Source organism: Stenotrophomonas sp. LM091 (genome assembly GCF_001806305.1).
Taxonomy (GTDB): Bacteria; Pseudomonadota; Gammaproteobacteria; order Xanthomonadales; family Xanthomonadaceae; genus Stenotrophomonas; species Stenotrophomonas bentonitica_A.
In genome coordinates, this window is sequence record NZ_CP017483.1 from 3,610,923 (window position 1) to 3,632,328 (window position 21,406).

18 protein-coding genes and 1 tRNA gene are annotated in these 21,406 nt (G+C 65.6%); 14 read left to right on the top strand and 5 right to left on the bottom strand.

Annotated elements, in window-relative coordinates; translation table 11 throughout:
- Positions 1–68: 68 nt before the first annotated feature.
- The 3 genes from BIZ42_RS15925 to BIZ42_RS15935 form a co-directional block, all read right to left on the bottom strand.
- Positions 69–1,118 carry a DUF2272 domain-containing protein gene (locus BIZ42_RS15925; protein WP_070426999.1) on the bottom strand — a complete coding sequence of 350 codons (1,050 nt, stop codon included), beginning with the start codon at positions 1,116–1,118 and terminating at the stop codon, positions 69–71.
- Between the two features lie 95 nt (positions 1,119–1,213).
- Entirely contained in the window at positions 1,214–2,071 is an 858-nt protein-coding gene (gene nadC, locus BIZ42_RS15930; protein WP_070427000.1) for a carboxylating nicotinate-nucleotide diphosphorylase, read from the bottom strand.
- The gene (locus tag BIZ42_RS15935; protein WP_019186189.1) at positions 2,068–2,337 is read right to left on the bottom strand and encodes a Trm112 family protein; all 270 of its coding nucleotides are present in this window, start codon (positions 2,335–2,337) and stop codon (positions 2,068–2,070) included. The genes nadC and BIZ42_RS15935 overlap by 4 nt, the downstream gene beginning before the upstream one ends.
- A gap of 59 nt (positions 2,338–2,396) precedes the next feature.
- Here BIZ42_RS15935 and purE point away from each other — a divergent pair, with 59 nt between their 5' ends.
- Both purE and BIZ42_RS15945 read left to right on the top strand, forming a co-directional pair.
- Positions 2,397–2,900 (top strand): 5-(carboxyamino)imidazole ribonucleotide mutase, encoded by a 504-nt coding sequence (gene purE / locus BIZ42_RS15940; RefSeq protein WP_019186188.1) that lies wholly within the window; start codon positions 2,397–2,399, stop codon positions 2,898–2,900.
- Positions 2,897–4,045 (top strand): 5-(carboxyamino)imidazole ribonucleotide synthase, encoded by a 1,149-nt coding sequence (locus BIZ42_RS15945; protein WP_070427001.1) that lies wholly within the window; start codon positions 2,897–2,899, stop codon positions 4,043–4,045. Before purE ends, BIZ42_RS15945 begins: the two co-directional genes overlap by 4 nt.
- A gap of 129 nt (positions 4,046–4,174) precedes the next feature.
- Here the strand turns inward: BIZ42_RS15945 and BIZ42_RS15950 are convergent, their stop codons facing one another.
- On the bottom strand, positions 4,175–4,756 hold the full coding sequence (locus BIZ42_RS15950; RefSeq protein WP_019186186.1) for a Fe-Mn family superoxide dismutase: 582 nt from the start codon (positions 4,754–4,756) through the stop codon (positions 4,175–4,177).
- A gap of 162 nt (positions 4,757–4,918) precedes the next feature.
- Between BIZ42_RS15950 and grxD the strand changes: the two genes are divergently transcribed.
- The 11 genes from grxD (at position 4,919) to BIZ42_RS16005 (ending at position 18,516) form a co-directional block, all read left to right on the top strand.
- Positions 4,919–5,239: a Grx4 family monothiol glutaredoxin gene (grxD, locus tag BIZ42_RS15955; RefSeq protein WP_019186185.1), complete on the top strand. Its 321-nt coding sequence runs from the start codon at positions 4,919–4,921 to the stop codon at positions 5,237–5,239.
- Entirely contained in the window at positions 5,236–5,976 is a 741-nt protein-coding gene (locus tag BIZ42_RS15960) for an SDR family NAD(P)-dependent oxidoreductase (protein WP_070427002.1), read from the top strand. Before grxD ends, BIZ42_RS15960 begins: the two co-directional genes overlap by 4 nt.
- A gap of 405 nt (positions 5,977–6,381) precedes the next feature.
- The gene (locus BIZ42_RS15965; protein WP_172838055.1) at positions 6,382–9,564 is read left to right on the top strand and encodes a TonB-dependent receptor; all 3,183 of its coding nucleotides are present in this window, start codon (positions 6,382–6,384) and stop codon (positions 9,562–9,564) included.
- A gap of 299 nt (positions 9,565–9,863) precedes the next feature.
- Complete coding sequence (gene ppnN, locus BIZ42_RS15970) at positions 9,864–11,252, top strand: nucleotide 5'-monophosphate nucleosidase PpnN (RefSeq protein WP_026070247.1); 1,389 nt, start codon at positions 9,864–9,866, stop codon at positions 11,250–11,252.
- Between the two features lie 161 nt (positions 11,253–11,413).
- The gene (locus tag BIZ42_RS15975) at positions 11,414–11,929 is read left to right on the top strand and encodes a GspH/FimT family pseudopilin (protein WP_070427572.1); all 516 of its coding nucleotides are present in this window, start codon (positions 11,414–11,416) and stop codon (positions 11,927–11,929) included.
- A complete protein-coding gene (pilV, locus tag BIZ42_RS15980; RefSeq protein WP_070427004.1) occupies positions 11,926–12,408 on the top strand; it encodes a type IV pilus modification protein PilV in 483 nt (160 codons plus the stop codon). The genes BIZ42_RS15975 and pilV overlap by 4 nt, the downstream gene beginning before the upstream one ends.
- Entirely contained in the window at positions 12,405–13,574 is a 1,170-nt protein-coding gene (locus BIZ42_RS15985; RefSeq protein ID WP_070427005.1) for a PilW family protein, read from the top strand. Before pilV ends, BIZ42_RS15985 begins: the two co-directional genes overlap by 4 nt.
- Position 13,575: 1 nt before the next feature.
- Positions 13,576–14,094, top strand: coding sequence for a PilX N-terminal domain-containing pilus assembly protein (locus tag BIZ42_RS15990; RefSeq protein WP_070427006.1), 519 nt, complete (start codon positions 13,576–13,578; stop codon positions 14,092–14,094).
- A 9-nt stretch (positions 14,095–14,103) separates the two neighbouring features.
- Positions 14,104–17,919, top strand: a complete 3,816-nt coding sequence (locus BIZ42_RS15995; RefSeq protein ID WP_070427007.1) for a PilC/PilY family type IV pilus protein — start codon at positions 14,104–14,106, stop codon at positions 17,917–17,919.
- Between the two features lie 59 nt (positions 17,920–17,978).
- On the top strand, positions 17,979–18,371 hold the full coding sequence (locus BIZ42_RS16000) for a type IV pilin protein (protein WP_070427008.1): 393 nt from the start codon (positions 17,979–17,981) through the stop codon (positions 18,369–18,371).
- A gap of 68 nt (positions 18,372–18,439) precedes the next feature.
- Positions 18,440–18,516: transfer RNA gene (locus tag BIZ42_RS16005), tRNA-Asn, on the top strand.
- 69 nt (positions 18,517–18,585) lie between these two features.
- Here BIZ42_RS16005 and BIZ42_RS16010 read toward each other — a convergent pair.
- Complete coding sequence (locus tag BIZ42_RS16010) at positions 18,586–19,068, bottom strand: GspH/FimT family pseudopilin (RefSeq protein WP_051010499.1); 483 nt, start codon at positions 19,066–19,068, stop codon at positions 18,586–18,588.
- A gap of 202 nt (positions 19,069–19,270) precedes the next feature.
- On the opposite strand from BIZ42_RS16010, the gene uvrB reads away from it, so the two are divergent.
- Positions 19,271–21,301 carry an excinuclease ABC subunit UvrB gene (uvrB, locus tag BIZ42_RS16015; protein ID WP_019183381.1) on the top strand — a complete coding sequence of 677 codons (2,031 nt, stop codon included), beginning with the start codon at positions 19,271–19,273 and terminating at the stop codon, positions 21,299–21,301.
- Positions 21,302–21,406: the final 105 nt, after the last annotated feature.

A 21,406-nucleotide genomic window follows, 5' to 3' on the forward strand; every position in this document is an offset into this window, starting at 1 on the left:
TCAGGGAGGTCGGTGACTCCAAGATGGCGACGAACGCGGCGCGGATCAAGCCATGCGCCTGATCATGATCAGGGTGTGCGGGGTGGCGGGACCGGCGGGCGGGGCGGCACCACGGTGGGGGCCCGCATCGGTGCCTGGGAAGCCGGCGATGCCATCGGCGGTGCCGTGGCACCAGTACCGGCAGCGGGCGGGGTCACCGGGTCCGGGGTGACCGTCGGCATCGGCGCGGGCGCGGTGGCCACCAGTTTCAGCAGGGCGGCCCAATCCTGGCGATTGAAGCTGCACTCCTCTTCGCGGCCGGGCGTGCAACCCAGGTCCATGCCGTCGCTCGCCGTGGCTTTGGCCGGCGGCAGCTCGATCCGGCCACTGCGGTCCAGCGAGAGCTTGCGCATCGCCACGGTGTTCATGACGTTGCCGCCGATCAGATACAGCGTGCGGTCACCGCCCATGTTGGCCGCGATGACCACTTCGCAGTGCGATTTCCAGTGCGTGACCGAGCCGTTGGACAGCGACTGGACCAGGCCGCTGTAGCTCAGCGTTTCGCGCCGGTCGCGGAGGTAGCACAGCAGGTCGCCCGGTGCAGGCTTCTCCTGCGCGGGATCGGCCATGCGGTACGGGCCGCTGTTCTGGAAGGCGGCCCGGATATAGTCGATGTGTCGGGGCGAACGGGTGAAGCCGGGTACCGAGGCGCGGGTCATGACCCATGAGATGAAGGCCGCCGACCATGGGTTGTCGATCAGGAAAGCACGGCAATCGGTATCGGTATAGCGCGTACCCGGCGGGGCCATGCAGCTCGATGCGCCGGGCTGGCTCCCCATCGGCGACAACGTGCCGCTCTGCCGCCAGTACCCGACCACGCGCTGCCAGGCGACCAGGCCGTTGTCGGCCAGGTGGACGTCCTCGGCTTCAGTGACGCTCAGGCTGGCCGCGCGTCCATCGCGGTCGATGAAGGGCCGATACCAGAGGCGATGTTCAGTGCAGGCAGTCCGGACGATGTTGATCGCCACCGGGCTGAGCCCGAAGCGCGGCGGCACATCGCAGACCTCGGCTGCGGATGCCTGGCGCGGCAGCAGCGCGAGCAGGGGAGACAGGCAGGCGAGAAGCGGCAGGCAGCGCATGCGTGCATTCCAGATGGGGGCAGACGCAGCCTCGCAGACCGCATCTGCCCATACCGTGAAAGCGGGAAGGCATCGCCCGTGGATCGGCACGCGCTTCAGCCGGGGGGCGGGCCCAGTTTCAACGACAGGTCGATCGCCTGCACGTGCTTGGTCAACCCGCCGATGGAGATGCAGTCCACGCCGTCTTCGGCGATCGCGCGCAGCCCGTCCAGGCCGACGCTGCCGGAGACTTCCAGCGGAATCCGCCCGGCCGCGATGCGCACGGCCTCGCGCCGGGTGGCGGCATCGAAGTCATCGATCAGGATGCGGGTGCAGCCCACCTCCAGCGCCTCGCGCAGCTGGTCCAGGTCTTCAACCTCGACCACCAGCGGCAACGCCGGCCACTGCACGCGCGCTGCCTGCACCGCCGCGGTCAGCGAGCCGGCCGCGCGGATGTGGTTTTCCTTGAGCATGACCGTGTCGAACAGGCCCAGGCGGTGGTTGTCACCGCCGCCACAGCGCACCGCGTACTTCTGCGCGACGCGCAGGCCCGGCAGCGTCTTGCGGGTGTCCAGGATCCGCGCGCCGGTGCCGGCCACCGCCGCGACGTACTGCGCGGTGGTGGTCGCCGTGCCCGACAGGGTCTGCAGGAAATTCAGCGAGGTGCGTTCGGCGCTCACCAGGCTGCGGTTGCGGCCCTGCAGGAGGGCCAGCACGGTGCCGGCGGCGACACGGTCGCCCTCGGCCACGCGCCAGTCGATCCGCACCTGCGGATCCAGCGCCCTGTGGGTCGCATCGAACCAGGGGCGGCCGGCGATCACCGCGTCCTGCTTGCACAGCAGGTAGGCAGTATCGGGGCGGTCCGGAAGCAGGGCGGCGGTGACATCACCGCTGCCGATGTCCTCGGCCAGTGCACGGGCCACATCGGCGGCCACCAGGGCGGCCTCGGGGGCCGGCACGGGGAGGTGGCTCATTTTTCCGGGAAATCGGCGATCTGGGCGGTGGCAATGGCCTCTTCGGCCAGCAGCACCGGGATGCCATCGTCCACGCGGAACACCTGCTTGCGGTCGCGGGTCAGCAGGGCCTCGCGCAGCGTCTGCGCCTGCGGGCTGCCATCGGCCTTGAGCACGGCGCCGCTGCCGATCGCGCGGTTGAGCGCGTCCAGGCCGGTGGCATCGAGCAGGGACAGGGGCTGGCGCGTATCGGGCGAGCACAGGAGGTCGAGCAGCTTGCGATCCATGGATTCTTCGTCTTGCGTGGAAGACGGCTAGAATACGTCTTTAAGGCAGGTGACGGCCAATGACCCTCAACCAAACCGCGCCGCTCGTCGGCATCGTCATGGGTTCCCGCTCGGATTGGGAAACCATGCAGCACGCCGCCCAGAAGCTGGATTCGCTGGGTGTTCCCTATGAAGTGAAAGTGGTCTCGGCGCACCGCACGCCGGACGTGCTGTTCACCTACGCCGAGCAGGCGGGCCAGCGTGGCCTGCGCGCGATCATCGCCGGTGCCGGCGGGGCCGCGCACCTGCCGGGCATGATCGCCGCCAAGACCGCCGTGCCGGTGCTGGGCGTGCCGGTGCAGTCCAAGGCCCTGAACGGCATGGATTCGCTGCTCTCGATCGTGCAGATGCCGGCCGGCATCCCGGTCGCCACCTTCGCCATCGGCAACGCCGGCGCCTCCAACGCGGCGCTGTTCGCCGCGGCGATGCTGGCCTCGGACCAGCCGGCGATCGGCGAGGCGCTGGAGGCCTTCCGCGCCCGCCAGACCGAAGACGTCATGGCCCACGACGACCCGCGTCAATGAGCGTCAGGACCGTTGGCATTCTGGGCGGCGGTCAGCTCGCCCGCATGATGGTCCTGGCCGGTGCGCCGATGGGGCTGCGCTTCGAGCTGTTCGATCCGGCCGCCGATGCCTGTGGCGGCCAGGTCGCGCCACTGCAGGTGGCCGCGTTCGAGGATGAGGCGGCCCTGGCCGCGTTCGCCGCCCGCGTGGACGTGGTGACCTTCGATTTCGAGAACGTGCCGGCGCGCAGCGCCAAGTTCCTGGCCGAGCGCGTACCGGTGCATCCCCATCCGGATGCGCTGGCGGTGGCCCAGGACCGGCTCAGCGAGAAGACCCTGTTCCAGTCGCTGGGCATCCCGCTGCCAGCCTTCGCCGATATCCGCAGCCGTGACGAACTGGCCGCCAAGGTCGCCGAGTTCGGCATGCCCTGCATCGTCAAGACCCGCCGCCTGGGCTATGACGGCAAGGGCCAGTTCCGGATCCGCAGCGCCGCCGATATCGACGCGGCCTGGGACACCCTCGGCAGCCAGGTCGACAAGACCGGGTTGATCCTGGAGGGTTTCGTCGCCTTCGATCGCGAGGTCAGCGTGGTGGCGGTACGGGCGCAGGACGGCGAGTTCCGCGCCTGGCCGATCACCGGCAACTGGCACGTCAATGGCGTGCTCTCGGCCAGCCTGGCCCCGGCGCAGCTGTCAGCGGCGCAGCACGAGGCGGCCATCGGCTACGCACGCACCCTGGCCGAGCGGCTGGACTATGTCGGCGTGTTCGCGCTGGAGCTGTTCTGCCGTGGCGATGAGCTGCTGGCCAACGAGATGGCCCCGCGCGTGCACAACTCCGGCCACTGGACCATCGAAGGCAGCGAGACCTCGCAGTTCGAAAACCACCTGCGCGCCGTGCTGGGCCTGCCGCTGGGCGATACGCGCATGCTGGGTCATGCCTGCATGCTCAACTGGATCGGGCAGATGCCGGAGGCCAACGCCGTGCTCGCGCAGGCCAGCGGCCATTGGCACGATTACGGCAAGCAGGCCCGGGACGGGCGCAAGGTTGGCCATGCCACGCTGCGTGATGACGATGCGGCGGTGCTGGCCGATGCATTGGAACGTGTCGGTGGGCAGCTTGATCGCGGCGAGCAGGTCGCGCCGGTGATCGAGATCCTGCGCGGTTAGAGGTCTGATAGTGCCGGCCGCTGGCCGGCTCCTGCGGTGCAAGGTACAAGGGGAGCCGGCCAGCGGCCGGCACTACCTGCCAGGGCGCATGACCGGGACGCACGACCAACGGCCGTGCGCTGCCGGGCATCAGTCGCGCAGCTGCGCGGTAACGAAGTCCCAGTTCACCAGTTTCCAGAACGCCTCCAGATAGCGCGCGCGCTCATTCTGGTAGTCGGTGTAATACGCGTGCTCCCACACATCGCAGGCCAGCAGCGGGGTGCTCTCGCCGGTCAGCGGCGTGCCCGCATTGCGCGTCACCTGGATCGCCAGCGCGCCGTTGGGATGCTGTACCAGCCACACCCAGCCTGAGCCGAACAGGCTCAACGCCGCCCGGTCGAACGCCTCGCGCAGCCGTTTGGCATCGCCGAAATGACGGGTCACCAGTTCGCCCAGCCGACCCTGCGGCTCGCCACCGGCGCGCGGGTGCAGGCAGTGGAAATAGAACTGGTGGTTCCAGGCCTGGGCTGCGGCATCGAACAGGCTGCCCTGGCTCTGGCGGACGATGTCCTCCAGTGGCAGCTCGGCCAGTTCCGTGCCTTCGATACGTGCGTTGACCGTGTCCAGATAGCCGCGCAGGTGCCGCCCGTGATGCAGGTCCAGCGTCTGCGCCGACAGGTGGGGTTGCAGGGCGGTGCGGTCGTAGGGGAGGCGAGGCAGTTCGAGGGGCATGGGCACGACAGATTGGGAAGGGAAAGCGCCGCGCGATCGCGGATCGGCATCAGTGTGGCCGATGGCAGGGTGCCCACCACGCGAAGGTAGGGCATACAATGGCGGCCAGGGAAGTCTATCCGACCGGTGAGGCCGGGTTGTCCCATTGGAGGGAGAGTCGTTGTGGCGGTGATGCAGCAGATCCAGTCCGAAGTCGAACGTTACCCCCTCGTGTTGTTCATGAAGGGCACTCCGCAATATCCCATGTGCGGCTTTTCCAGCCGTGCCATCCAGGCATTGATGGCCGCCGGCGCGATCGCGCTGCGCACGGTCAACGTGCTGGAAGAACCCGAGATCCGCGCCAACCTGCCGCGCTTCTCCAACCTGCCGACCTTCCCGCAGCTGTTCATCCACGGCGAGCTGATCGGTGGCTGCGACATCGTGCTGGAGCTGTTCGAATCCGGCGAGCTCAAGCGGATCGTCGAAGAGGCCTCCCAGCCGTGAGCGCGGTCCCGTCCGTGGTGGTCGGGACCGGATCGCTCGCCGATCGCGTCATTCTCATCGCCGGGGCCGGGGGAGGCTTTGGCAGCGCCGCAGCCGTGGCCTGCGCGCAGGCCGGGGCAACCGTGGTCCTGCTGGGGCGCAAACCGCGCCGCCTGGACCGGGTCTATGCCGCCGTCGAGGCAGCCGGTCCCGAGCCGCTGCTGTATCCGCTGGATCTGGAAGGGGCTACCCCCGACGATTACGCGACCCTGGCCGAACGCCTGCAATCCGAACTTGGCCACCTGGATGGGGTGCTCTACTGTGCGGCCGATTTCGCCGGGCTGACCCCGTTCGAGCTGGCTGACCCGGCCGCCTTCGCCCGCGCCGTGCACGTGAACCTGACCGCGCCGGCCTGGCTGGCCCAGGGCTGCCTGCCGCTGCTGCGCCAGAGCGACGATGCCGCGCTGGTGTTCACCGTGGACGATCCGGCACGGGTGGGGCAGGCCTATTGGGGGGGCTACGGCGCCGCCCAGCACGGCCTGCGTGGGCTGATCGCCTCGCTGCATGACGAACTCGGCCGCAGCCCGGTCCGGGTCAGTGGCCTGCAGCCGGGCCCGATGCGCACGGCCCTGCGCGCCCGTGCATTCTCGCTGGATGAGGACCGCACCGCCCGTGACCCGGCCGAGTGTGCCGCCGCCGCGGTCCTGCTGTTGTCCGCTGCCGGCGCGGCGTATCGCGGCCTGATTCTCGACGCCTGAGCGCGGCAAAGGCGTCACCGCTGGCGCGAACGTGCCCCGGGCCTCCTCAACGTGCCCAGAGCCTCCTGAATGTGTCCCGGGCCTACTAGGTAGTGCCGGCCGCTGGCCGGCTCCCCAGCCAACCCGCAGAACGCCAACCAGACACCGGTGAGGCCCTCGGTAGCCCGCATTCAGCCGGTCACAATCAAATGTGAAGATGGCGTCATGATCCCGTTGTGATGGCGTGTGTTTTGTCGCCAAACCGTCACAATCCGAGGCTATCGTGTTAATCTAGTGTTAACCGTTGCGGCTGAAACCAGCTCGCGGCTAGGGAACCCAGATAAAAGTCCAGTCAGCCGCCAGCAAGGCTGCTTGGGCGCGTTTTTTTCTCCGCCATCGCCAATCTCGCATCGAGGCTACTCCCCAATGACCCACTCCCGTTGTCTCCGGATGTCCAAGCTCACGCTTGGTCTCGTGGCTGCACTTGCCGCCGCTCCCGCCTTCGCCCAGAGCACCTCTTCCGGTGTGGGCGGTCAGGTCACGTCAGCTGCAGGCGCGCCTGTCGTCGGTGCAGAAGTCACCATCACGCACACCGAGTCGGGCACCGTCAGCCGCGCCACGACCGATGCATCGGGTCGTTACAACGCGCGCGGCCTGCGCGTGGGTGGTCCGTACACCATCACCATCAACAAGCCGGGTGAAGGCACCAAGACGGAAGAGGGTGTGTACCTCGGCGTCAACCAGATCGGTACCGTCAATGCGGCACTGACCGGCGACCTCGCTGCAACGAACCTCGATGCCGTGCAGGTCACCGCCGTGGCCGCAGGCTCGGAAGTGTTCAGCGCCACCAAGATGGGCTCGGGCACGTCGATCAGCCAGGAAACGATCGAAGCCATGCCGTCCGTCGGCGGCAACATCCAGGACATGATGCGCCTGGACCCGCGCGTCGCTTTCGTTGACCGTGCTTCGGGCAGCATCAGCGCCGGCGGCCAGAACCCGCGCTACAACGCCGTCCGTATCGATGGCGTGTCCGCCAGCGACACCTTTGGCCTGGAAGGCAACAGCTTCCCGACCCGTCGCCAGCCGGTTTCGATGGAAGCCATCGAAGCCATCAACGTCGACCTGTCCAGCTACGACATCACCATCACCGGCGCCACCGGCGCTGTGGTTGATGCCGTGACCAAGTCGGGTACCAATGAGTTCCACGGCTCGGTCTACGGCTACATGCGTGACGGCAGCTGGTTCGGTGACAACCCGGGTGGCGGCAAGTTCAACGGTTTCGAAGACGAGAAGACCTACGGCTTCACGCTGGGTGGCCCGCTGGTGAAGGACAAGCTGTTCTTCTTCGCCAACTATGAGAAGTTCGAGCAGTCCGCCCCGGGCGCCGACATCGCCGGCAGCGCCATCGGCGCCGGCACCATCACCGATGCCCAGATCGCGCAGGCCCAGCAGATCTTCCAGGAGCGCTATGGCGTGTCGGCGGGCAGCTACGACGCCGCTTCGGACACCAACCTCGAAGAGTACGCGCTGAAGCTGGACTGGAACATCACCGACAATCAGCGTGCGAGCTTCCGCTACAGCAAGCTGGAGCAGGACAAGCTGCGCATCAACGGCTACGGCCAGACCACCGGTGCCTCGATCAGCTCGTACTGGTACCAGCACGACAAGAAGATCGAGTCCTACGTCGGCCAGCTGTTCAGCGACTGGAGCGACAACTTCTCGACCGAAATCAAGGCCAGCTACCGCGATTACTCGGCCATCCGTAATCCGTCGGCTCCGGGTACTCCGGCGATCCTGATCGGTTTCGGCGGTCTGAACTCGAACCGTGAGTCGGTCGCCAACCCGACCCTGTACCTGGGTACCGAAGCCAACACCCAGTACAACGAGCTGTACACCAAGACCTGGAACTACTTCGCCTCCGGCACGCTCACCCTGGGCGACCATGACGTGAAGTTCGGTGCGGATTACAGCAAGAACGAAATCTACAACCTGTACGCACCGAACATTGACGGTTACCTGGTCTACAACGGCATCGAAGGCTTCCGTAACAACACGCCGGTGGTCAGCACCTGGCGCAACCCGGTGGACGGTGGCGTGGAGAGCCTTGCGGCCGACTACGACTACACCACCCTGGGCCTGTTCGTGCAGGACACGTGGTACGTCAACAACAACCTGACCCTGACCCTGGGCGTGCGTGCGGACAAGTACGACACCAACAAGGACACGGCCTACAACCAGCGCGCCAGCGAGTTCTTCGGTTACGACAACCGTTCGATCGGCGACAACGGCTTCCTGGTGCAGCCGCGCGTGGGCTTCAACTACACCTTCGACAGCGATCGCCCGACGCAGCTGCGCGGTGGCGTTGGCCTCTTCCGTGGTGAAGCGCCGCAGGTGTGGCTGGGCAACATCTACGCCAACAACGGCGTGAACTTCACCCAGGGCACCGATTACCCGTACAACAACCGCAACCGTCCGGCACAGCAGGTCGTGAACTTCGTCTCCGACGATTTCCGCACCCCGTCCGTGTACAAGGCCAATCTGGCGTTCGATCACGAACTGCCGTGGAACGGTCTGGTCGCATCGGCCGAGCTGCTGGTGACCAAGGTCAAGGATGGTCTGTACTTCAAGCGCCTGGAACTGATGCAGCCGAGCTACACCGGCGGTCCGGACGGTCGCAACTTCTACTGGGGCAACATTGCCAACGCCTCGACCTCCAAGTCGACCACCCCGAGCTGGGTGAGCGATGCCGTGCTGCTGGACAACACCGACAAGGGCCGCACCGCGCAGTTCACCGTGTCCCTGGCCAAGCCGTTCAGCCCGGACAGTGACTGGGCCTGGAACCTGGGCTACACCTATACCGATGCGAAGGAAGTTGCCAGCAACACCTCCTCGGTGGCGACCTCGAACTGGAACAACAACTACATCTTCCAGGCCAACGAGAACGCGCTTGCGCGCTCGCGTTACGAGATCCGCAACCGCATCTCGGGTTCGGTGAACTGGAAGCATGCGTTCTTCGGTGACTACGAGACCCAGGTCGGCATGTTCTATGAAGGCCGTACCGGTCGTCCGTACAGCTTCGTGTACTCCAACGACATGAACGGCGACGGCCGCACCTACAACGACCTGTTCTATGTGCCGAAGGGTCGTGGCGACGTGCTGTTCACCGGCGGTGCCGCCATGGAAGAAGCCTTCTTCGCATGGATGGAGAACAATGCACAGCTGAACCGTTACGCCGGCCAGGTGACCCCGCAGAACTCGGCTCGCGCCGGTTGGGTCAACACCTTTGACGTGCGTATCACCCAGCAGTTGCCGGGCTTCATGAAGGGCCACAAGTCCGAAATCTGGCTCGATATCCAGAACGTGGGCAACCTGCTCAACAAGAAGTGGGGTCGCATCGACGACTTCGGCTTCTATGCTGACCAGGGCATCGCCAACTTCCGCGGCATCGACCCGACCACTGGCAAGTACCTGTACGAGTTCCGTGCAGAGCGCCAGGGCAACACGAGCGCCACCGTGACCGACAGCGCCTTCGCCAACGCGGACGCCGACGGTTTCAACACCGGTGTGTCGCAGTGGTCGCTGCAGCTGGGCTTCCGCTACAAGTTCTGATGCGTCGGACCTAGTGGATGATTGAAAAGCGGCCGGGGTAACCCGGTCGCTTTTTTTTTGTCTGTCAGGACGGGGGCGGCTGGAGCGCCCCGGTCTCCATCGGCCGCCCCACTGAGTGTTGTGCTGGGTAGTGCATGCCTGTATATTCAGTTGGTTGCGCGGAAATCAGTGCAATTGCGGCGGCCCAGTGCCCCTGTCGCGGTCAGGACACATCCAAACGGTCGGGTTTCCCGGCCGTTTTGCTTTTTAAGGGGGCAGCGGTACAGTCGGTAACCTTGAGGAAAGCGAACAAGATGGACATGACGATCAACGAAAAGCCGGCGCGTACGCTGCCGGTGCAGGACGCGCGGATCTACCCGCGCGGTGGGCTGGATGTGTTGTCGCGCGCTGAAGTGGCACGTCTGCGCGACGCCTCCGGCGGCGGCATGCACGAGCTGCTGCGCCGTTGCGCGCTGGCCGTGCTGACCAGCGGCAGCGCCTCGGACGATCCGCGCGCGGCGCGCGATCTGTATCCCGATTTCGATATCCAGGTGGCGCAGCAGGACCGCGGCGTGCGCATCGATCTGGTCAACGCCCCGGCGATGGCCTTCGTCGATGGCGAGATCATCCGCGGCGTGGCCGAGCTGCTGTTCGCCGTGGTCCGCGACCTGGCCTACATGGCCATCGAGATGGGCCCGGCCTACGCGGCCGAGCTGGAATCGTCCGAGGGCATCACCAACGCGGTGTTCGGGCTGCTGCGCAATGCGCGCATCCTCAACCCCGGCGACCCGAACCTGGTCGTCTGCTGGGGCGGTCATTCCATTGGCCGCGATGAGTATCTGTACACCAAGCAGGTCGGCTACGAGCTGGGCCTGCGCGGGCTGGATATCTGCACCGGCTGCGGTCCGGGCGCGATGAAGGGCCCGATGAAGGGCGCCACCATCGCCCATGCCAAGCAGCGCAAGACCACCACGCGCTACATCGGCCTGACCGAGCCGGGCATCATCGCCGCCGAGTCGCCGAACCCGATCGTGAACCATCTGGTGATCATGCCGGACATCGAGAAGCGTCTGGAAGCGTTCGTGCGCATCGGCCACGGCATCATCGTGTTCGCCGGTGGCGTCGGCACCGCCGAGGAGATCCTGTACCTGCTGGGCATCCTGCTGCGCGAAGAGAACAAGGACCTGCCGTTCCCGCTGATCCTGACCGGCCCGACCGTGGCCGCACCGTACTTCGAGCAGATCGACCGCTTCATCCGCCTCACCCTGGGTGAAGAGGCCGCCAGCCGCTACGAGATCATCATCGGCGACCCGGTCAACGTCGCCCGCAAGATGGCCCAGGGTATCAAGCGCGTGCGCGAGCACCGCCTGGCGCAGAAGGATTCGTTCTTCTTCAACTGGTCCATCGAGATTCCGTGGGAGTACCAGCAGCCGTTCGTGCCGACCCACGAGGCGATGGCGTCGCTGGACCTGCACCACGGCCGTCCGCCACATGCCCTGGCGGCCGACCTGCGCCGCGCGTTCTCCGGCATCGTGGCCGGCAACGTGAAGGAAGACGGCATGCGCCGCATCGAGCAGTTCGGCCCGTTCGAAATCCACGGCGATGCGGACATGATGCAGGCCCTGGATGAACTGCTGCGCGCCTTCGTCGAGCAGCGCCGGATGAAGATCTCCGGCGAGTACCAACCCTGCTACAAGGTCATGGCCTGAGGGCCTGACCTGGCCGGCGGCGGGCAGGGGCCGCTGCCGGTTCTCGATCTGCGTCAACCCATTGACGCCTGTCGCCTCCGGGCGACCGTTCGTCCTGCCGCCGCTTGCTGATCGGCGGCGGGGCGTTCATCTTCTGTGTCATCAACGCTGGGGAGCGTTTCATGTCTTTGCGCCGGTCCAACGGCTTCACACTGATTGAGCTCATGGTGACCATGGCGGTGCTTGCCGTGCTGGTCGCGGTGGGGTTCCCGAATTTCCTGAGCGTGATCCGTTCCAACCGGGTGGTCGCGGCCAACAATGAAGCGCTGGGCCTGCTGTCGCTCGCGCGCAGCGAGGCGATCCGCAACAACAAGGGCGGCGGTGTCTGTGGCAGCGCCACCGGCACCAGCTGCGACGGGGACTGGAACAGCGGCATCCTCGCCTTCGCCGACCCCGACGGCAGCGGTACCCTGGAAACCGGCGAAACGGTCCTGCGCTACAGCCAGGGCCACCCCAGGCTGGTGGTGGACGGGCCGGACAACGTGGCCATCAGTTTCGACGGGCGAGGTCGCCGCCAGGCGCCTGCCGACCAGACGCTGTCCCTGCGGCCGGACGAATGCAGCGGCCAACCGATGCAGCGCACCGTGACCATCAATTCCTCCGGCCAGGCACGCAGTGCCCAGGGAGCGTGCCAATGAAGCGCAAGCATCCTCGCCGCCTGCGCGCAGCGCCGGGTGGCTTCACGTTGATCGAGGTGCTGGTTGCCATTGTCGTGCTTGCTTTCGGCCTGCTCGGCTTCGCGCTGCTGCAGACCATGAGTGTGCGCTTCACCCAGAGCGCCAACTACCGCACCCAGGCGACCAACCTGGCGTACGACCTGATCGATCAGATGCGCGCCAATCGCTATCAGGCGGCCTGGTACAGCACGGCATCGTTCTCGCCCGGGACGGTGGCTGTTGCCGGGGCCTGCGGCCGCCCGACCGGCAATGCGGTCACCATCCAGCAGAACGTCGCGCGGTGGCAGTGCCAGGTGGCCAAGGCATTGGGCGAGACCGCCAGTGCCAACGTGGCCTACGAAGATGGCAGCGTCACCGTCCAGATCGCTTGGGGTGACCAGCGCTGGGACAAGGACAAACCCGATGAAAAGACCACCTTCACCGTGACATCGCAGCTATGAGCCCTTTCCCGAATACACGGCGCAGGCAGTCGGGTCTGTCGCTGATCGAGCTGATGGTCGCGGTGGTGATCGGCACCGTGCTGATGCTGGGCGTCATCCAGGTCTTCATCGCCTCGCGCACCGCCTCGAGGTTGGCTGAAGGCGTGGCACGCACCCAGGAAAACGCCCGGTTTGCGATCGATTTCCTCGAGCGCGACATCCGCATGGCCGGCCATTACGGCTGCGTCAACGATCAGGCGCATTTCATCAAGGACGAGGGCGACCCGCGCCATCATTTCACCGCTGCGTCCGGGGCCGGCAGTCCGCTGGATTTTTCGGTGGCGGTGCAGGGCTATGAAGCGGGGGGTACCGCGCCGGGCGATACCCTGACCCTGGGCGAGGCCTGGAGTGACGCAGGCAACCTGCCGTCCGAGATCGTCGGGCTGAATCCACTGGGGGGCAGCGATGTGCTGGTACTGCGCTTCCTGGCCGGTGAAGGCGTTCCGGTCACGGCCATCACCGCGGACAGCGGCGGCAGTGAATTGACGGTGGACACCGAGCGCGCCGCCCGGTTGAGCCAGGGCACGCCCGCTGCGCCGACCATGTTCGGTATCGCCGATTGTGCCCACGTCGACATTTTCCCGGGAAGCGTCGCCGGGGGCACCGTCACGGCGACCAACGCGGACCTGTCCAGGTACGCGCCGCCCAATGGGCAGACGCTGGTCTACCGCGCCGAGTCCATCGTGTACTACATCGGGGCCGGCGCGTCCGGCGAGCCAGCGTTGCGCCGTGCCCGCGCCAATGCGGCCGGCGCGTACCCGGCCGAGCTCAATGAGGAGCTGGTGGAAGGCATCGAAAACCTGCAGGTTCTGTTCGGCCTGGATTCGACCCCGGACATCAGTGTCGATGCCTCGCCCATCGGCAACATCACCGTGCAGGCAACCGCCAGTGGCGTCTCCACGGGCACCGATGCGGCCGCGGCCGGGCAGTGGCGACGCGTGGGCCTGGTGCAGGTCGGCGTGCTGGCGCGCAGCCCGCAGCCGGCCGATGCGCTGCAGGCCCAGCAGAAGGTGGCTCGCCAGGGCGCACTGGGCGTGGAGTTCGCGCCGTCCGATACCCGTGATACCCGCTACCGGGCCAGCTATGAAGTATCGGTGGCCTTGCGCAATCGACTCTATGGGAACTGACATGCACGCCTCCGTCCGCCCCGTCGTTCGTTCTCCGGCCCCACAACGCCAGCGTGGCGCCGTGCTGTATGTGGCGCTGGTGATGTTGATCCTGCTGGCGCTGATCGGTATCGCGGGCATGCAGGTCGCCGGCATGCAGGAGAAGATGTCGGCCAACTATCGTGCGAGCAATCTGTCCTTCCAGAACACCGAAGCGACCGTGCGCACTGCCGAGCATCTGGTGGAGAAAATCGCCAATCGTCAGGAGCTGCCCGATGGCAGCCTGATCGTCGCCGGCGACATCGATGCCGGCTGCGATGCTGCCTTCGACCCCTCAGAGTGGGGCAGCGAGCAGAGTTCCGATGCGGTTCCAGCGGTAACGGTCAGGCAGATCGATACCTGCGTGCCCTTCGGCACCGGCGTGGGCCTGGGCGGGCCGCGCGATACCCCCATTCCGATCTATCAGATCACCGGCTATGCCGCCGATGATGAAGAACATCCCACCTCTTCGACCGTGATCGACACGGTTTTCAAGCTCTGAGGACGCGCCATGGTATCGCGCAGGACCACACTCATTTCCGCGTCGGTACTGGCCGTTCTGGTCGGCGGCGGGGTGCTGACCTATCAGCTGATCGCCGCGCAGGGGCAGGGGACGCTGTCCCAGGTGCCGTTGAACAACCAGGTGCAGGCGCAGCCGGCCTTCATCATGACGGTCGACAACTCCGGCTCGATGACCTTCCAGACCCAGTTCCCCGGGGCGGATGGCCAGGCCTGCTGGAATACGTCGGCCAAGAGTTTCTTCAGCAGCACCAAGACGCTCAGTACTACGGGTACCTGCGCCTTCTATTACGTGCTGCCGGGCACGCGCATTTCCGGCGCGTATTACGGCATTGCACCGTTCGACAAGTTCGGCTTCGCACGCTCCCCGACCTACAACCCGGCCTTCTACAACCCCACGATCAAGTATGAGCCGTGGATGCGCTATGACACCAACCAGGAAAAGGTGGTCGATTACGCTCAGGCAGCCACGTCCAAGACCCTGATAGATCCACGTCTGGCGGCGAACGCGGCCAACACGGTGGATCTGACCGCGGCCACCACCGGTGTGTTCAACATGGTCGATGGAATGGTGGTGCCCCAGGGCACTGTCTTCGCGGCGAACGGGAAGGACGGAACGCCCTACGCGGCGAACAAGGACTACACGTGGAAGACCACCGATTTCTACGTGGCGGGCAGGAATCAAACCCAGCCAACCCGGTACGACGCGACCTTCACCTACGTTCCAGCGACGTTCTTTCTTCCGTTCACGGGGAAGAGTGATCCGGTTCCGGAGTTGGCCGGGAGCCCTGGCGCCTACACGGCGGTAGCGCGCACGGAGGCCGCCAATGCCTGTGGCACGGGTTGCACGATGTGGAAGTACACGATCAAGAGCACCGACGGCGTTGCGTTGCAGAACTTCGCCAACTGGTTCTCCTACTACGGCAACCGCAACCGCTCCATGATCGCCGGCATGACCCGATCCATGGCGACGGTGGACAACCTGCGCGTGGGCTATTTCAAGATCAACGACAACGCCGACTACGACATGAGCGACAAGGGTGCGGCGTTGCCCATCCGCGATCTGGGTACCAAGGACGACAAGCGTGCGTTGTACGCTGACATGATCGCGTTGAACGCCTCGGGCAGTACACCCAATCGCCAGGCGGTGAAGGCGGCCGCCACCCAGTTCACCCGGACCGATGATCAGGCGCCGGTGCAGCTTGCTTGCCAGAAAAACGCCGTCATGCTGTTCACCGATGGCTACAGCAACCTTGATGGCCCGGAGGTCGCCAATGCCAATGGCGACGGCAACATGGGCATCCCGTTCAAGGATAGCCACGACAATACGATGGCTGATATCGCCGCTTCGTACTACATCAACAAGGATGGCAAATCCCCACTGCGTCCGGAACTCGCGCCCGGGCTGGTGCCGGTGCCGGAGGCCTGCAATACGGCCAACCCGGATCCGCGCCTGGATTGCCAGAAGAACCTGCACGTCAATTTCTACGGCATCACCCTGGGCGGACGCGGCAAGCTGTTCAATCCCGATATCGTCCAGGACCCGTATACCAACGCCTCCATCTACAATAACTGGCCAAAGCGCGAGAACGGTGCGATCAGCACCATCGATGACATCTGGCATGCCGCCGTCAACACGCGTGGCGAGTTCATCAACGCGCGTACCCCGGCCGACATCACCCAGGCCATGCGCCGCGTGCTGTCGTCGGTGACGGCCGGTGCATCTTCCTCGGGCAGCTACGCGCAGTCGGGCGCGCGCATCGGCACCGGCTCGATGGCGGTGGCGCCGTACTACGAGATCGCCAACGAATCGACCGACTGGTTCAGCCGCCTCACCGCGAGCCAGATCACCGTGGACCAGGCCACGCGCAAAGCGGTGTACACCACCGCGTGGGAAGCCAGCGCCAAGATGCCGCAGCCGACCGCGCGCAAGGTGTTCTTCGGTACGAACACCGACGTGCTTCCTTTCAGCAGCAACAGTGTCACGCTGGAATCGTTGTGTGACCTGTCCCCGTCGTTGTACCCGGGCATGGCCCGGTGTTCGGCTGGTGAGCTGACCGATCTCGGCGCGACGCGCGCAAACGCGGTCAGCTACCTGCTGGGCGAAAGGAGTCTGGAAACGCGGCGAGGGGGGCGCTTCCGCGACCGCACCACGGTGCTTGGCGACATCATCAATTCGTCGCCGGTCATCAGTGCCCCCATCGATGACTACGGTTATCGCGGGCTGGATCAAGGCCTGGGCGCGAGCTACGCCACCTACCTGGAGACCAAACGCAGTGGGCGTTACATGGTCTATGTCGGCGCCAACGACGGCATGCTGCATGCCTTTGATGGCGGCATGGGTGTAAGCGGTACGATGGATAGTAGCGGCGGCGCGGAAACGTTCGCCTACATTCCCGCCACCTCCATGGGGCACATGGGCAACCTGCTGTTCCCGCTCGATCCGAACAATCAGGCCTTCCAGAAGTTTTCTCATCGCTACTATGTCGATGGTCCGGTCGCCGTGTCCGATGCGCGTATCGGCACCAGCTGGGGCACCGTACTGGTCGGCAGTACCGGCGCGGGCGGCCGCGGCGTGTTCGCACTGGATGTGACCAAGCCGGGCAGCTTCGGCACCGGCAGCCGCCTGTGGGAAATCAACGACCTCAGCGGCTCTGAAGGCGTGAAGGCCAATATCGGCCATGTGCTGGGCAAGCCGGTCATCGTTCCGTTCAAGGACGCGAGCGGAACCGTGACCTGGAAGGCCATCTTCGGCAATGGTTATGGCAGTGCCAGTGGCAAGGTGGTGCTGTTCATGGTGGACATCGGCACCGGCTCCCCCAACATCACGATGATCGAAGCGTCCGAGACGGCAGGAAGCCCGCCGGCTGGCAAGAATGGCCTGGGCAACATCCTGGTGGTCGACCGTTGGACCGGCAGCGGCCGCAATGCGCGCGGCCGTGACGGTTATGCCGATACGGTGTACGCGGCCGACCAGAAGGGCGCGGTATGGAAGTTCGATCTGCGCGATACCAGTGCGAGGGTTTCCACGCCGCTGTTCACCACGCAGACCAGCACCAGGAATGGTTTGACCTACCGTCAGCCGATCACCGGCGGCATCAACGCCACCAATGGTGACCGCGGTGGTGTGATGCTGTTCTTCGGCACGGGCAGTTTCGTCTTCAACGAAGATGTCCGTGACGAATCGATCCAGTCCCTGTACGCGGTCCTGGATGCCTCCGACGAAACGCCTTCCCTGACGATGACCGCGGCCGATCTGCGTCCGTATACCGTCTCTGCCTCGGGTGATGTGCGGACGATGACGCCGGGCACGATCCCCGCCGATTCGCGCGGCTGGCATGTCGACCTGCCGGCGGGCGAGCGCTTCCTCGCGTATCCCGCGCTGGCGTCCGGTGTGGTCTTCATGCCCACCTATGTGCCCAATCCAACCACCAAGAGCTGTGCGTCGGATGGCTCCAACTGGCTGTTCGGGCTGAGTGCGCAGTCCGGTGCGCCGGCATTGTCGAAAATGCGCGCCGGGTCGCCGACCGGCACCAAGTTCGGCGCTGGCACGGCCGCGGTTCCGCTGTCGACCGGCGGCAACGCCCCGGTGAAGGATGTCGGGGTGCAGGTACTGCCGCGCCAGCAGCCACCCGGCAAGATTTCCGGCGACAGCTCAGGCGGCGGTGGACCGGGTTCACCTGGCGGAACGCCACCCCCGGTGGACCCGCCCGCCGAGCCCTGCCAGATGCTGGTCACCGCGGCAGGCGGCGTCCCCATGTACGTGCCGTATCCCTGTGGACGCCAGTCCTGGAGGCAGTTGCAATGAGTCGTTCGTTTCCCACCCTGGCCCGCGCCGGACGCGTGCCGGCTGTCCCCGCCCGCGCGATGGGGGGATTCACGCTGATCGAGTTGATGTTGGTGGTGATCGTCATGGCGATTCTGGCCGGTATCGCATACCCCAGTTACGTCGAGCAGACGCGCAAGTCCAAGCGCGGGCAGGTCAAGGCCGACCTGGTCGAGTACGCGCAGCTGGCCGAGCGGTTCCACACCACGCAGAACACCTATGAAGGGTTCACGCTGCCCGGCGGTGGGGACTCGGTCAGCTCGCCGCGCGAAGGGGGCACGGCCGCCTACAGTGTCGGGTTCGTCGGCACCCAGTCCACGTTCACGCTGACCGCGACCGCACAGGGAAACCAGGCCAAGGACAAGTGTGGCGACCTCGGCATCAACCAGGCCAACGTCAAGACCAGTGGGGGCACGCTCTCCGAATGCTGGTGACGTGACGGGCGGCGGCATGCACAAGGGTGTTGCCCTCCGCGCGAGTGCCCCGTACAATGCGCCTCCCCGCCCGAATAGCTCAGCCGGTTAGAGCACTTGACTGTTAATCAGGGGGTCGTTGGTTCGAGTCCAACTTCGGGCGCCAGATTCTGCAGAAGCCGCGAGCAATCGCGGCTTTTGTCGTTTTCGTGCCGGCATTTCCGGCGGTCCTGCATCAGCAGGGCGCGCGGTCGCGCAGTCGCTCCGAGCGGGCGCGCCCGGCATTGTTGACAACCACCTTGCTGTGTCTTTGTCCTCGGGTGCAGATGGTGACCGTCAGGTTGACGCCCATGCTGCTGCCATCCGGACGAAACCGCAGGCGAGGGCGCCCGGCAGAGGCCGGAGCCCGCAGGGTCAGGCCGGTCTGCCCCGGGTAGTACTGGAGGATGTCTGCCTCGGCCGGTTGTGGCTGGCGACGGGGATCGCGATACGTCAGCCACCCCGTGCTCCATTCCGACGCGCAGCGCCGGCCATCGTCGCTGGGGCAGATGGTGACGATCTCGCGCCGTGTCACCGCGGCCATGCGAGCGCCGGCGAATGCCGAGTTCAGTTGCAGCCGCAGGGCATCGGCGCGCAGGCTGGAGACGGTCTCGGCCAGGTTGGGTGCCGCCACGGCGACCACCAGCGCGAGGATCGCCAGGGTGGCCATCAGCTCCATCAGGGTGAGGCCAGCGCTTCGGTCACGCGGGCTGGGCCGGAGGCGCATGGGGCAGGTCATCCGTCAGCGGGGAGCCCTGAGCTTGCCCGCCGGTGCCGACGCTGAATATCAGCCTGACCAGGCCCCAGGCATCGGTGGATTCCTCAACAAGCCGTCACCAACCCGGCCGTTATACTGAAGGCTTCCCGGCAGTGGCGGCACCATGAGCGATCGTTTCCAACTTGTATCCCCGTATTCGCCGGCGGGCGACCAACCGGCGGCCATTGAGAAACTGACTGCCAACTTCGAGGCGGGCATCGCCAAGCAGACCCTGCTCGGCGTCACCGGGTCCGGCAAGACCTACACGATCGCCAACGTGATCCAGCAGGTGCAGAAGCCGACCCTGGTGATGGCGCCGAACAAGACCCTGGCGGCGCAGCTGTACGGCGAGTTCAAATCGTTCTTCCCGCACAACGCGGTGGAGTACTTCGTCAGCTATTACGATTACTACCAGCCCGAGGCCTATGTGCCGTCGTCGGATACCTTCATCGAGAAGGACAGTTCGATCAACGAGCACATCGAGCAGATGCGGTTGGCGGCGACCAAAACGCTGCTGTCGCGCCCGGATGCGATCGTGGTGGCGACCGTCTCGGCGATCTACGGCCTCGGCGCGCCCGAGGACTATCTGTCGATGCGCCTGATCCTCTCCACCGGCGAGCGGATCGACCAGCGCGACCTGATCAAGCACCTGACCCAGCTGCAGTACACGCGCAACGAGTTCGAGCTGCATCGCGGCACGTTCCGCGTGCGTGGCGAAGTGGTGGACGTGTTCCCGGCCGAATCGGACAGCGAAGCGGTGCGCATCGAGCTGTTCGAAGGCGAGGTCGAGCAGATCAGCATGTTCGATCCGCTCACCGGTGAAAGCCTGCGCAAGATGATGCGCTACACGATCTACCCCAAGACCCACTACGCCACCACGCGCGAGCGCGTGCTGTCGGCCGTGGATACGATCAAGGCGGAACTGAAGGTGCGCCTGGAGCAGCTGTACGAGCAGAACAAGCTGGTGGAAGCGCAGCGCCTGGCGCAGCGCACCCAGTTCGATCTGGAAATGATGGCCGAGGTGGGTTACTGCAACGGCATCGAGAACTACTCCCGGCATCTCACCGGCAAGAACGCCGGCGATCCGCCGCCGACGCTGTTCGACTACCTGCCGCCGGATGCATTGCTGGTGATCGACGAATCGCACGTCACCATTCCGCAGATCGGCGCGATGTTCAAAGGCGACCGGTCGCGCAAGGAAACGCTGGTCGAGTTTGGCTTCCGCCTGCCGTCGGCGCTGGACAACCGCCCGCTGCGTTTTGAAGAGTGGGAAGAGCGCTGCCCTCGCAGCATCTATGTTTCGGCCACGCCGGGTCCGTATGAGCTGCGCGAGACCGAAGGCGAGATCACCGAACTGGTGGTGCGCCCGACCGGCCTGATCGATCCGGTGGTCGAGATCCGCCCGGTCGGCACCCAGGTCGATGACCTGATGAGCGAGGTCAACGAGCGCATCAAGCTCGGCGACCGTGTGCTGGTCACCACGTTGACCAAGCGCATGGCCGAGAACCTCACCGAATACCTGACCGAACACGGCATCCGCGTGCGTTACCTGCACTCGGATATCGATACCGTCGAGCGCGTGGAGATCATCCGCGATCTGCGCCTGGGCAAGTTCGACGTGCTGGTCGGCATCAACCTGTTGCGCGAAGGCCTGGACATGCCCGAGGTCTCGCTGGTGGCGATCCTGGATGCGGACAAGGAGGGCTTCCTGCGCTCCACCGGCTCGCTGATCCAGACCATCGGCCGCGCCGCACGCAACCTGCGCGGCAAGGCGATCCTGTACGCGGACAAGATGACCCGTTCGATGCAGGCTGCGATCGACGAGACCGACCGCCGCCGTTCCAAGCAGGTCGAGTACAACGAGCTGCATGGCATCGTGCCCAAGTCGGTCCTGCGCCCGATCACCGATGTGCTCGAAGGTGCGCGTTCGGAAGCGGCCGAGAAGGAGGCGCGCGGCAAAGGGAAGGGCAAGGGCAAAGGCGGTCGCGTGGCCGAAGAGGCGACCGATTACCGCACCATGGACCCGGCCCAGATCGCCAAGCGCCTGCAGGCGCTGGAGCAGCAGATGTACCAGCACGCACGTGATCTGGAGTTCGAAGATGCGGCCCGGGTACGCGACCAGATCCGCCAGTTGAAGGAGGCCAGTCTGGGCTGAACAACACATCGTGAAATATCTTCACAAAAGTGTTGCGCTTTCCAGGGGGCATCCGTAATATACGCGGCCTGCACCGACGCATTCGCAGCGGGGCAGGGAAGCAAA

Bases quoted from the DNA above. Each gene is read 5' to 3' on its own strand.
- purE (WP_019186188.1), top strand. From the start codon at position 2,397: ATGACCCTCAACCAAACCGCGCCGCTCGTCGGCATCGTCATGGGTTCC.
- pilV (WP_070427004.1), top strand. From the start codon at position 11,926: ATGAAGCGCAAGCATCCTCGCCGCCTGCGCGCAGCGCCGGGTGGCTTC.
- BIZ42_RS15925 (WP_070426999.1), bottom strand. From the start codon at position 1,118: ATGCGCTGCCTGCCGCTTCTCGCCTGCCTGTCTCCCCTGCTCGCGCTG.
- ppnN (WP_026070247.1), top strand. From the start codon at position 9,864: ATGACGATCAACGAAAAGCCGGCGCGTACGCTGCCGGTGCAGGACGCG.
- BIZ42_RS15965 (WP_172838055.1), top strand. From the start codon at position 6,382: ATGACCCACTCCCGTTGTCTCCGGATGTCCAAGCTCACGCTTGGTCTC.
- BIZ42_RS16000 (WP_070427008.1), top strand. From the start codon at position 17,979: ATGGGGGGATTCACGCTGATCGAGTTGATGTTGGTGGTGATCGTCATG.
- BIZ42_RS15990 (WP_070427006.1), top strand. From the start codon at position 13,576: ATGCACGCCTCCGTCCGCCCCGTCGTTCGTTCTCCGGCCCCACAACGC.
- BIZ42_RS15985 (WP_070427005.1), top strand. From the start codon at position 12,405: ATGAGCCCTTTCCCGAATACACGGCGCAGGCAGTCGGGTCTGTCGCTG.
- BIZ42_RS15950 (WP_019186186.1), bottom strand. From the start codon at position 4,756: ATGCCCCTCGAACTGCCTCGCCTCCCCTACGACCGCACCGCCCTGCAA.
- uvrB (WP_019183381.1), top strand. From the start codon at position 19,271: ATGAGCGATCGTTTCCAACTTGTATCCCCGTATTCGCCGGCGGGCGAC.
- BIZ42_RS15945 (WP_070427001.1), top strand. From the start codon at position 2,897: ATGAGCGTCAGGACCGTTGGCATTCTGGGCGGCGGTCAGCTCGCCCGC.
- nadC (WP_070427000.1), bottom strand. From the start codon at position 2,071: ATGAGCCACCTCCCCGTGCCGGCCCCCGAGGCCGCCCTGGTGGCCGCC.
- BIZ42_RS15935 (WP_019186189.1), bottom strand. From the start codon at position 2,337: ATGGATCGCAAGCTGCTCGACCTCCTGTGCTCGCCCGATACGCGCCAG.
- BIZ42_RS15995 (WP_070427007.1), top strand. From the start codon at position 14,104: ATGGTATCGCGCAGGACCACACTCATTTCCGCGTCGGTACTGGCCGTT.
- BIZ42_RS15975 (WP_070427572.1), top strand. From the start codon at position 11,414: ATGTCTTTGCGCCGGTCCAACGGCTTCACACTGATTGAGCTCATGGTG.
- BIZ42_RS16010 (WP_051010499.1), bottom strand. From the start codon at position 19,068: ATGGAGCTGATGGCCACCCTGGCGATCCTCGCGCTGGTGGTCGCCGTG.